This is a genomic window from Cupriavidus basilensis (assembly GCF_029335485.1).
GTDB lineage: Bacteria > Pseudomonadota > Gammaproteobacteria > Burkholderiales > Burkholderiaceae > Cupriavidus > Cupriavidus basilensis_E.
The window spans coordinates 21,048-32,036 of sequence record NZ_JARJLM010000465.1 but is presented as its reverse complement, the minus strand read 5'-3'; the positions used below and the strand labels follow the sequence as shown (position 1 = coordinate 32,036).

At 64.9% G+C, this 10,989-nt stretch carries 9 protein-coding genes; 5 read left to right on the top strand and 4 right to left on the bottom strand.

Annotated elements, in window-relative coordinates; all coding sequences use genetic code 11:
* Positions 1 to 159 precede the first annotated feature (159 nt).
* From P3W85_RS28795 to P3W85_RS28780, 4 genes are all read right to left on the bottom strand, one after another.
* Positions 160 to 552: a cupredoxin domain-containing protein gene (locus tag P3W85_RS28795; protein WP_276267258.1), complete on the bottom strand. Its 393-nt coding sequence runs from the start codon at positions 550 to 552 to the stop codon at positions 160 to 162.
* Between the two features lie 24 nt (positions 553 to 576).
* Complete coding sequence (locus tag P3W85_RS28790; RefSeq protein ID WP_276267257.1) at positions 577 to 1,089, bottom strand: DUF4142 domain-containing protein; 513 nt, start codon at positions 1,087 to 1,089, stop codon at positions 577 to 579.
* Between the two features lie 234 nt (positions 1,090 to 1,323).
* Entirely contained in the window at positions 1,324 to 2,619 is a 1,296-nt protein-coding gene (locus tag P3W85_RS28785; RefSeq protein ID WP_276267256.1) for an MFS transporter, read from the bottom strand.
* 26 nt (positions 2,620 to 2,645) lie between these two features.
* A complete protein-coding gene (locus tag P3W85_RS28780; RefSeq protein WP_430869636.1) occupies positions 2,646 to 4,658 on the bottom strand; it encodes a TonB-dependent receptor in 2,013 nt (670 codons plus the stop codon).
* Between the two features lie 247 nt (positions 4,659 to 4,905).
* On the opposite strand from P3W85_RS28780, the gene P3W85_RS28775 reads away from it, so the two are divergent.
* The 5 genes from P3W85_RS28775 (at position 4,906) to P3W85_RS28755 (ending at position 10,988) form a co-directional block, all read left to right on the top strand.
* A complete protein-coding gene (locus P3W85_RS28775; RefSeq protein ID WP_276267254.1) occupies positions 4,906 to 5,763 on the top strand; it encodes a helix-turn-helix transcriptional regulator in 858 nt (285 codons plus the stop codon).
* Between the two features lie 742 nt (positions 5,764 to 6,505).
* A complete protein-coding gene (locus tag P3W85_RS28770) occupies positions 6,506 to 7,636 on the top strand; it encodes a cupin domain-containing protein (protein WP_276267253.1) in 1,131 nt (376 codons plus the stop codon).
* Positions 7,637 to 7,731: 95 nt separating this feature from the next.
* Entirely contained in the window at positions 7,732 to 8,682 is a 951-nt protein-coding gene (locus P3W85_RS28765) for a fumarylacetoacetate hydrolase family protein (RefSeq protein WP_276267252.1), read from the top strand.
* A gap of 231 nt (positions 8,683 to 8,913) precedes the next feature.
* Positions 8,914 to 10,077, top strand: coding sequence for an ABC transporter substrate-binding protein (locus tag P3W85_RS28760; protein ID WP_276267251.1), 1,164 nt, complete (start codon positions 8,914 to 8,916; stop codon positions 10,075 to 10,077).
* The gene (locus P3W85_RS28755) at positions 10,074 to 10,988 is read left to right on the top strand and encodes a branched-chain amino acid ABC transporter permease (protein WP_276267250.1); all 915 of its coding nucleotides are present in this window, start codon (positions 10,074 to 10,076) and stop codon (positions 10,986 to 10,988) included. Before P3W85_RS28760 ends, P3W85_RS28755 begins: the two co-directional genes overlap by 4 nt.
* The last annotated feature ends 1 nt before the right edge of the window (position 10,989 follow it).

Sequence of the window (10,989 nt, the reverse complement as noted above, 5' to 3'; positions counted from 1 at the left end):
TGATGCTCTTGCTGCCCGCCAAATGTAAGCTCGTGACTCGCTGCCCTGCTCTTCATGTAATGCGGTGCGACCGCACTCGTGCGCCATGGTCTCCGGCCTGGTAATAGCGCTGATCCGCCAAGGTACAAGTTCAGCTTTCCCCATATCCATGGTTCTCGCTTAGTGGAGGCCGCGAGGCGGGGCTGACCGTTCCACCTTGAGCGTCCCCTTCATGTTTGGATGCAGCGTGCAGGCATAGGGGAACTCGCCCACCTTGCGCGCGACATATCGCCAGGATGCGCCGGCAATGATCTCGTGCGAGTCGAATTCCCCCGGGGCCGTGACGGTGTGGGGATAAGGATCCTTGTTGATCCACACAACCTCATCGCCTCGCGCCACGCTAACGACCTCGGGCTCGAACTTCGCGCCCTGGATCACCACCGTGTATCTTGACAATCTCTGGGCGGCGATTGCGCCGGAACCAACATTGAGCAAAGCCCAGGCGGCAGCCAGCGCAACCGCGAACAGTTGCCTTTGCCGTTGCCCGTTGCCTCGTGACGGTAGTTGCTGCATGGACAGCGAGTTTGTGCGGCAAGCTTACTTGCCGAGCGAGGATTGGATCATCTTTGCATGCTCCAGGTGCCCCACGAACGCCGGGCGCACGGCGACCAAAAGCGACTTGAGCTCCCCGTTCTGGGCACTGGGAATCAGTGTCTTGTCAATGGCATCGATCACTTGTTCATGATAAGCGACTTCGTGGTCGATGTAGGCCTTGTCAAAACTCGTACCCGTAAGCCCCTTGAGCGTCGTCATGTTTTCCTTGCCCCCAGCACGCAGGCTCTCACTGGTCGGGTTTTCTTCCGGAGTAACGTTTAACTTCTTGACCAATGCCACCGCTTGCTTATTCACCCCAGTATGGTCGGTGACCATCTGTTTGCCGAATGCCTTGACGTCGCGAGCATGACCCTGTTTCTCCGCAAGTTTGCCCGCGTCGATGTCCACCTGATTTGCGGTCACGACAATTGCCGCTATCTGGGCGTCATTGGGCGTTTGAGCAGCGGCTCCGGCCGCAGCCATGATGGCCAGAATTGCTACGCAGATGCTTTTCATTGTTCTGCTCCTCAGCGATCGGATAGCCACGCCTTCGCAGCCCGCGTGGCGATGGGGCTTTACATCCGTTGCGTGGACTAAGGACCGCTCTCAGATTCGCTGCTGGCTGTTCTTGAAGGTAGCCACGGCAACGTCTTGAATATAGGCGAAAGGAACGCCATCCATGTCTTTGCACCGAGTCCCTCGCCTCCATGCCTGGGGTGGCGAGTGGCGTGAGCGGCTGAACCAGCCGTTTCAGCCGCGCGCGCCCTCCCCAAGGTGCCGCCCGCTCACAATGCCGGCAATGCGTTGCCGCTGGCGCAGCGCCAGTAACGTTACCAGCGCCATGGACATCGTCAGTGCGAGCAGCATGCCGCGGTAACCCACGCTATCGATCAGCAGGCCGCCAGCGAGCGGCACGGCGAGCCGGCTCAGCGCAAACAGGCTGGCTTGCGTGCCGTAGTCCACGGCGTCAAACCCGGGCCGGGTGAAATACATCGTCAGGCCGAATGCCAGCGTGGCAGTGGCGCCCATCGCCACGGCCACCAGCATGGCAGCGGCAAGCAGGCCCGCCGGTGGCGCGTCCAGCCACACGGCGGCGCTCAACGCCACGAGCGCCAGCAGGCCCAGCACCGCGACGCCGGGAATGGCGCGGGCCATCCCCGCCGCCTTGATTGCCCGCGCTCCCGCCAGGCCTGCCCCGGCTGCGGCAAGGCCACCGCCGACACCGACGGCCCAGGCTATCTGCGCGGGCGCAAAGCCGTGGTCCAGCAGCAAGGGCTTGAGATAAAACCAGGCCGCGCCCACGAAAGGAAAACAAAGCAGCAGCAGCCCGTTCCAGGCCATCGCCCCAGGTTGGGCAAAGTAGCCACGCCATTGGCCTGACGGCAGGTTGGCGACGCCTGTCGGCTCCGGCATGGGTGCGGCCGGTTCGCGGACAAAGCCCAGGGCGACGACGCCCAGCCCGAGGCCGCCCGCCATCAGCCAGAACGGCGCGCGCCAGCCCCAGCGGGCCTGCGCCAGCAGCATCAGGCCGCCACCCACGATGGCGCCCATCGACAATGCCGCGGAACGCAGCCCACCGGCACGCAAGCGCTGCGATGCCGGCAGCAGCTTGATGGCCAGCGCATTGACGGGGATGTCGGCCCAGGTCGCCATCATGGCGGCGGCGAACGCCAGCGCGAACAGCTCGAATCGGCTCGCCAGCAACGGCTGCCGGCCGATCAGGCACAGCAGCAGCGCGAGCAGCAGGCACAGCAGCGCCGCCCAGCCGCGATAGTGCCCCGCCGCGAAGCGATGGCGCTCCACCGGCGCGGCCAGCGCGAACTTGAACACCGCCGGCAAGCCCGCGAGCTGGAACAGCCCGATCTGCGTGCCAGACCAGCCGTGCTGGCGCATGATCAGCGGCAGGCCTAGCCAGAGATAGACACTGGGCGCGGTCAGCGCCAGGTTGAGCCAGCCGAACAGCGCCTGGTGCAAGGCATGGCGCCAGCGCGCGCGCGTGTCGCCGGCCTGGTGCCGCTGCCCCGGTGGTGGATGATGAAATGCCATGGTGCCTCGCGGTGTGGGTGCGGGTGTCACAGGCGCCAGGTCAGCCGCACGCCCAGCTCGCGCGGGGGGCTGTAGACCGTGACGATGCCGTTCTGGTAGCCCACCGCGTCATAGCGGCGGTTCGCCAGGTTGTTGACGTAGCCGGACAGCTCGAAGGCGCCCCGGTTGATGCCTGCCAGCAAGTTGACCAGCCCGTAGCCGTTGCGGCCATGGCGGTTGGCCGCATCCAGGTAGACACGGCCAGTGCCGGTGAAGACTGTCTGCAGGTACCAGCCCGTCGGCGCGTCGTAACGCAGGCCGACATGGCCGTTGAGATCCGGCGCGAAGGGATTGCGGTTGCCGTCATAGACATTGGCGCCGTCGCGGAAGGTCCGGAAACGCGTGCGATTCAAGCCCAGCCCTGCCTGCAGGCGCCAGCCCCGCGCCAGCAGGTAATCGAGCTCGAACTCCGCGCCGGTGGAGCGCGCCGAGGCCGCGTTGGTGATGTACACCAGCCCGGGCAGCGGCATCTGCTGCACCTGCATGTGCTGCACATCCATCAGGTACAGGGAAGCCGCATAGCGCATGCGCCGCTGCAGCAGCCATCCCTTGGCGCCAAGCTCGAAGGCGCGCACCGTCTCCGGCCGGTAGGCCGCATAGTTGGCCGCCGGCACGAAGACGTTGAAGCCACCCGCGCGCAGGCCCTCGGAGACGCTGGCGTAGAGCTGGCTTTCCGGTGCGAGCTGGTACTGCAAGGCCAGCTTGGGCGACAGATGCGTGGTATCCGCGCGCTGCGCCGCGCTGCCCGCGGGCGTGAAACGCACCGCGTTGCGCTCGACCCGTGCGCCGGCCAGCACGGACCAGCGCTCGGACAGCGGCACGGTCCAGTGGGTGAACAACGCCGTGGTGCCGCCCGTCAGCTTTGCCGCGCTGCGGTTCTGACCGGCCGGGAGCTTCTGCTCGTTAAGCAGGTCGTGGTTGTCGCGGTCCGCATAAACCCCCGCCAGCCATTGCGCCTGCCCGAGCTTGCCTTCCAGGCGGAGCTCCTGCGACAAGGTGCGAAAGCGATGATCTCGCCCGATATGCAGCATGTCGGCCGGCCTGAAATCGGTGTCCTGCTGCACCCGGTCGAAGAACACATTGCTGGCCGTGATTGCGCGCAGGCGCAGGCCGGACTCGAATTCATGCGATACGTCGAGCGAGGCCGTGCGGCCGGTCGAATCGTTCCAGCCCGCCGTGCCCGAGCTGACGGTGGCGCGCGGCGCGGTGCGCGAACCCCACAACGCCGCGCCATCGCGATAGTCCTGCTGCGCATAGCGCAGCGTGGCATCGGTGCCCGGCCCCGGAGTCCAGCGCAAAGCCAGCTTGGCGTTGCGATGCTCGCGGTCATCCTCGCGCCGGCCGGTATAGGTGTTGTCGATGAAGCCATCCTGCGCCGACCATTCGCCCGCGATGCTGGCGTACAGCGTGTCCGCCACCAGCGGGCGGCTCACGGCGAAGCGCAACGCCCGCTGCTGGCGGCTGCCAATCTCGGTGGAGATCATGCTGCGCGGCTCGTTACCGGGCAGCCGTGTGTGGATATTGATGACGCCCGCCTCGGCATTGCGGCCGTAGAGGGTGGACTGCGGACCACGCAACACCTCGACCCGCTCGATGTCCAGCAAGCGGTCGTCGAAACCCTGCGCCATCAGCGTGGGCACGCCGTCCACCTGCAGCAGGGTCGAGGACGAAAACGAAAAGAAATTGGCCGTGAGCCCGCGCATCACCGGCGCGTTGACGCTGGCTTGCCCGAAAGGCTGGAACGACAGGCCCGGCGTCACCTCCGCCAGGGACTCCAGCCGGGTCACGCCCGCGGCCTCCAGCGCCTCCCCGTCGAACACCGTCACGCTGGCCGGTACGGTGGCGAGCGCCTGCGTCTGTTTGTTGGCGGTGACGCTCACCGCCGGCAGTGCCTCCTGCGCGCAGGCCTGAGTCCATGCACCCAGCAAGACAAAGGACCAGAGACAGCCACCAAGGCAGCCACCAGGACAGCCGCCCACGCAAGCCTTGCTCGCAGCCATACGCAACCCCCATATCCAATACGATGCATTGCGTAGCATGGTATTTTCAAATGAGAATGCGTATCATCCATATTCATATGCGCGGCAGCGGATTTCCTATGCCTGCAGGTGCATCGACCCAGGGAGACTCGCCATCCAATACCGCATCACGACGGCCGCGGCATGCCAGGCGCCGGCCACAACATCGGGCTGGCTACGCCAGCAACTACCCGCGCAACTCGGCGAGTGCTACACGGAGCGCGTCCAGGTGGACACTGGCCTGGTGCTGGTGCGCTCGCGCTACCTGCCGCGCTGCGACCTGATCGAGGAAAGCATCCAGCGCGACGGGCCGCGCACGCTGGTCATCACGCTGGGGCTGGAAGGAGAATCCGGCTTCTACGGGCACGATGGCGCGCGGCTAGGCTTCCGGGGCGGCTACACCACGGTCTCTTCGTTCGCCCACAGCACGGGCGAGCGGCGCTACCAGGCGGGCACGGCCGTCGGCCAGCTCCGGCTGCTGGTCGAGGAAGCCACGCTGCGCCGCTATGTGGGCGAAGCGCGATGCCGCGATCTGCTGCCCGCAGCCCGCGTGCGCGAACTCGGCTTTGGCAAGACCGCCCCGGCCAGCGCCGCCCATGCGCGCGCGCTGCTGCGCCTGGCCAGCGCGGCACCGGCCGATCCGCTCGCCCTGCAGATCAACGCGCTGAGCCTGCTGGCCGGGCAATTGCGCGAGCTGCGCCCGCCAGCATCGACGCAGCCCCCGGCTCAACCCAAGGCACCAGGCCGCCTGAGCCAGCACGACATCCAGAAACTGGAACAAATCCGCGACCTGATGCAGCTGCAGATGGCGCAGCCGCTGACCATCGACTACCTGTGCGCCAGCGCGGGCTTGAGCACCTTCAAGCTCAAGCAGGGCTTCCGGCTGCTATTCAACACCAGCCCGCACCAGATGCTGCTGGAAATGCGCATGCGGCGCGCATGGACGCTGCTGGAAGCCGGCTGCCAGGTAGCGCAGGCCGGCTGGCAGGTGGGCTACCTGCACCCGAGCAACTTCAGCACGGCGTTCACGCGCTTCTTTGGGCGAGCGCCCAAGTCGGTGTCCGGCAAGGGACCAGGCAAGCGCTGAGCGCGTCCGGAAGGTCGCGCCTGGAAACTTCAGGCCGGCCTATGCCACTCGCGGACAAACCCCTCGGGCGCCGGCCGGCTGGCCGGGCGCACGGCTTCCTTGGGTGTACCGACATACAGGAAGCCAACCAGCGTTTCCTCGTCGCCAAGGCCGAGTGCCTGCCGGACGCCTTCGTCATAGCTGTTCAGGCCGGTCGCCCGGAAACCGGATATGCAGGGCGTTAAGCATGTTCTTGCTGGCCGCCCCGCCAACAGTAATGACATCCACTATGTTCGAGCGCCGCCTGGATGCACTTCCTTGGCCCAGGAGAGTTCGCAGCAAGCCACGCTGTCACCAGTCCGGAGATAGCGCGGAATTACCTGCGTACTGGTGCTTCCCTATTTTGGCCGCGCCATACAAAAGAGCGCGTCTGGCCTGATCTCGAAGTAGTCCGCCGGCCCGCCCGCACGACAGGCCTTGCGACTTCCGTCCGGTACACGCCATCACGGATCAGCGCCAAGGCCACGCGTACGACGACCACCTCGGCCAGTGCCATCCAGGTCTCCAGTCATCCAAACGTTCTTTCATATGAGGTGTTGAAAGATCCGCCAACCCGATCATGCCTTTTTTATAAAATCAATCCAATAGCAACACGTAAAAAGCGCTGCAATGGCGAAGTTTAAGCAAGAAAACCAGGGGTAATCACTTATGTAAGTGAGTGACATTTTATAAAACAATGTCTCCACACACAAAGGAGATGCCAGTGAACAGCACTGATTACGACACGCATCGGGAAAACGTGGCCGGGCGTTCGGATGTGGAAGACACCCCCGAACTGGTGGCGTACTACAAGGAACTGGAGCGGCTGAACACAGCTGCGCTGTGGACCGTCGCCAACAAGATAGAACCCTGGCAACCGAAGTCGGTCTCCGTGCCGGTGCTGTGGCGCTACCAGGGGCTGCGCGAACATGTACTGCGTTCGGTATCACTGGTCACGCCCGAGAAAGCCGGCCGACGTGTGATCTACCTCGACAACCCCGGCCGACGCGATGTTTCCGCAGCCGTGGGGTGGCTGTATTCGGGGCTGCAGGTCATGCACCCAGGTGAGATCGCCTCGGCCCACGCGCATTCCTCCTCGGCGCTGCGCTTCATCATGGAAGGCAAGGGTGCCTACACCATCGTCGACGGCCACAAGATGGCGTTGGGCGCCAACGACTTCGTGCTGACGCCCAACGGCACCTGGCACGAGCACGGCGTGGAGGCCGACGGCCTGCCCTGCATCTGGCAGGACGGTCTGGACATTCCGCTGGTCAACGCGCTGGAAGCCGGCTTCTTCACCGTGCACCCCGATCTTCACCAGGCCGTGACGCATCCGGTGGACGACTCGGTCGCGCTCTGGAGCGCGGCCGGCCTGCGTCCGCACGACCTGGGCTGGAACAAGCCCTACTCGCCGCTCTTCAAATACCAGTGGGAGCCGACCTACGAGGCGCTCAGGCGCTACGCCGCCGGGCGCGAGGACAGCCCCTTCGACGGCGCGCTGATGCACTACACGAACCCGGTCAACGGCGGCCACGTGATGGCCACCATCGGCGCCAGCATGCAGCTGCTGCGCCCGGGCTTCGTCGGCAAGGCCCATCGCCACACCGGCAGCTTCCTTTACCAAGTCGCCAAAGGCCAGGGCTACTCGATCATCGAAGGCCGGCGCTTCGACTGGCAGGAACGCGACATCTTCTGCGTGCCCTCGTGGGCCTGGCATGAGCATGTCAACACCTCGCGGACCGACGATGCCTGCCTGTTCTGCTTCAACGACCTGCCGGTGATGGAGAAGCTCTCGCTCTACCGCGAGGAAGCGCTGGTCGACAACGGTGGCCATCAACCGCTGATCGCCGCATAAGTCTTCCAAACATCCTGCCTCCCCGATCGCTGCGGCTTGGCCGCGGGCGGAACGCAGCTCACCTAGTTCATGTATTTCCTGGAGAACAATGCAACATGAAGCTCGCAACTTTCCGAGCCCACATCACCGGGCCAGCCCGTCTGGGGGCAATCGTTGACGACTTGATCGTCGACTTGAAGGCCTTGGGCGACCAGACCGGTGAGATCATCCCGGGCGAGATCCACGAATTCATCGAACAGGGGCCGGTCGCCGTGCGCGCCGCCAACGCCCTGCTCAAGGCCTGCCAGGACAAGTGGCCCGTGGGCACGGCCGTGCCGCTGGTCAACGTCAAGCTGCTGGCGCCCATTCCCAAACCGCGCAAGAACATCTTCGGCATCGGCCTGAACTACGTCGAGCACGTCGAGGAATCGAGCCGCACGCTCGACACCTCGAAGGACCTGCCCAAGCAACCCGTGATCTTCTCCAAGCCGCCGACCTCGGTCATCGGCCCCGGCGATGCGATCGAGCACAACGCCGCGATCACGCAGCAACTGGACTGGGAAGTGGAGCTGGCCGTCATCATCGGCCGCCGCGCCAAGGGCGTGAGCGAAGCCGACGCCATGAGCCACGTGTTCGGCTACACGGTGCTCAACGACATCAGCGCCCGCGACAACCGCCGTGCCGGCCAGTGGATCTACTCCAAGGGCCAGGACACCTACGCGCCACAGGGTCCGGTGATCGTGACGGCCGACGAGATCGCCGATCCTCACAACCTGAACCTGGGCCTGAAGGTCAACGGCGTGGAGAAGCAGAACTCCAACACCAGGCACCTCCTGTTCAAGATCCCCACTTTGATCGCCGACATCAGCGCCGCCATGACGCTGGAGCCGGGCGACATCATCGCCACCGGCACGCCCGCGGGCGTGGGCGCCGGTCGCACGCCGCAGGAATGGCTGTGGCCCGGCGACGTGGTCGAGGCCTGGGTCGAAGGCATTGGCGAACTGCGCAACCCGGTCGTGGCCGTGGGCGCGCCCTATCCGCAAAGCCGGGCCCCGAAGGCCGGTTGATTGGATGCCGACCCGGGTGCCGGCAGGCATCCGGGCGGCGACAGTGCAGCGCCAGATGGTGCCGCATGCAAGCGGGTCGGGGCGACCAGGAGACAAAGCCAACACGCCCCGGCCGAGACCGCAAGCTCATCGGGTCACCGACTGCATCGCCCGCGAGTCTAGCGCCTTCGGGCGCGGGCATTGCTCCGACGGCCCCGTTCCATTCCGACGTCAAACCAGATAGGCAATCCTATGTACGCGAAACGCAGTCTCGCCATCGCATTGGCCACTTCGGCCTTCGCCGCCAGCGCACAAGCCCCCGTCAAGATCGGCTTCATCACGACGCTGTCGACGTCCTCGGGTTACATCGGTGAGGATCTGCGCGACGGCTTCCGGTTGGCCGTCAAGCAGGAGGGCGGCAAGCTCGGCGGCGTCCCTGTCGAACTTGTGATCGAGGATGACGCGCTCAAGCCAGCCAACGCCAAGCAGGTTGTCGATCGCATGGTCCAATCCGGGATCAGGTTGTATACGGGCGTGAACTTCTCCAACGTTCTCGCAGCCGTGGTACCCAGTGTGACCAAGGCCGGATTCACCTATGTCAGCGCTAACCCCGGCCCCTCAGCCTTCGCGGGGGACAAATGCGAACCAGGCTACTTCGTCGCCTCCTACCAGAACGACTGGTTCCATGCCGCGGGCGGTGTCGCTGCCAATGAGCAGGGCTACAAGCGCGTTGTCGTGATGGCCCCCAACTACCAGGCTGGCCGTGACGCCATCGCCGGCTTCAAGAGCACCTACAAGGGCGAGGTGCTGGCCGAGATCTACACCAAGCTCGACCAGACGGACTTCTCGGTCGAACTGGCGCGCGTGCGCTCGCTGGCCCCTGATGCGGTATATCAGTTCCACCCGGGCGGTGCCGGCATCAACTTTGCCAAGCAGTACGGAAGCTCAGGCCTGGGCAAGACGGTGCCGATGCTGATGCCCAGTTTCTCGATGGACCGACGCATGATGGATGCAACCGGCACCCTCGCCGGAGGCTTCTACGTCACCGACCTCTGGTACGGCGACCTGAACGACGCCTCGCGCAAGTTCGTCAAGGACTTCCAAGCCACGTACAGCCGTGTGCCGACCTCTTACGCCGTGCAGGCCTATGACACGGCCAACCTGATCGGCTCCGCACTGCGCGCCGTGAAGGGCGACGTGAACAACACCGGCGGCCTGCGCGCTGCCCTACGCAAGGCAGACTTTGCATCACTGCGTGGTGACTTCGCAATGGCCAACAACCAGCACCCAATCCAGAACATGTACCTGCTGCAGTTGCAGAAGGACAACGCTGGTGGCGTCAGTCCGAAATTCGTGCGCAAGGTCGTGAGCAAGGGCACGGACGCCTATGCAGCCGCCTGCAAGATGGCATCATGACCTTGCTCCTCGAACAATTCCTGAATGGGCTGCAGTACGGTGCGATGCTCTTCATGCTCGCGTCCGGCCTCACGCTCATCTTCGGCATCATGGGCGTGGTCAACCTCACGCACGGCTCCTTCTACATGGTAGGCGCCTACTGCGCGGCCATCGCGTTGGGCAAGACGGGATCCTTCACGGCGGCGGTCGTTGCCGCGCTGCTCGGTGCGGGAGGCTACGGCCTCCTGGTCGAGTACACCGTGATCCGAAGGCTCTACAAGCGAGACCATCTCTACCAGGTGCTGGCCACCTTGGGTTTGGTGCTCTTCACCAACGAAGCCATCAGCCTGATCTTCGGCCGTCGTCCGCCCCTGGTGGACACACCGGGCATCCTTGCCGGCTCCGTGACGCTGGGCCCCGGCTTCGAATACCCGGTAATCCGCCTGGCCTTCATCCTGATCGGCGCTGCCGTGGCACTGGGACTGTGGTTCCTCGTGAACCGTACCCGCGTGGGCATGCTGGTGCGTGCCGGAGCCGATGACCGTGAGATGGTCGAGGCGCTGGGCGTCGACATCCGCATGCTCTACATGCTGGTGTTCGGCCTCGGTGCCGTGATGTGCGGCTTGGCTGGCGTGGTCGCTGCTCCGCTTCTGGCCGTGGAAATCGGTATGGGCGAGCGTGTGCTGATCACGACCTTCGTGGTGATCGTCATCGGTGGTGTGGGTTCGGTGCGTGGTGCCTTGGCCGGCGCGTTGCTGGTGGGCATGGTGGACAGCCTCGGCCGGGCCTTCCTGCCGCAGATGATGGACAAGGTGCTGGCGCCCGAAACCGCCACGCCGTTAGCGGCAGGCCTAGCCTCCGCCTCGATCTACCTGCTCATGGCGGTGGTGCTGATCGTCCGCCCCCAAGGGCTTTTTCCCGCGAGATCCTGAA

Bases quoted from the DNA above. Each gene is read 5' to 3' on its own strand.
- P3W85_RS28795 (WP_276267258.1), bottom strand. From the start codon at position 552: ATGCAGCAACTACCGTCACGAGGCAACGGGCAACGGCAAAGGCAACTG.
- P3W85_RS28790 (WP_276267257.1), bottom strand. From the start codon at position 1,089: ATGAAAAGCATCTGCGTAGCAATTCTGGCCATCATGGCTGCGGCCGGA.
- P3W85_RS28785 (WP_276267256.1), bottom strand. From the start codon at position 2,619: ATGGCATTTCATCATCCACCACCGGGGCAGCGGCACCAGGCCGGCGAC.
- P3W85_RS28780 (WP_430869636.1), bottom strand. From the start codon at position 4,658: ATGGCTGCGAGCAAGGCTTGCGTGGGCGGCTGTCCTGGTGGCTGCCTT.
- P3W85_RS28765 (WP_276267252.1), top strand. From the start codon at position 7,732: ATGAAGCTCGCAACTTTCCGAGCCCACATCACCGGGCCAGCCCGTCTG.
- P3W85_RS28760 (WP_276267251.1), top strand. From the start codon at position 8,914: ATGTACGCGAAACGCAGTCTCGCCATCGCATTGGCCACTTCGGCCTTC.
- P3W85_RS28755 (WP_276267250.1), top strand. From the start codon at position 10,074: ATGACCTTGCTCCTCGAACAATTCCTGAATGGGCTGCAGTACGGTGCG.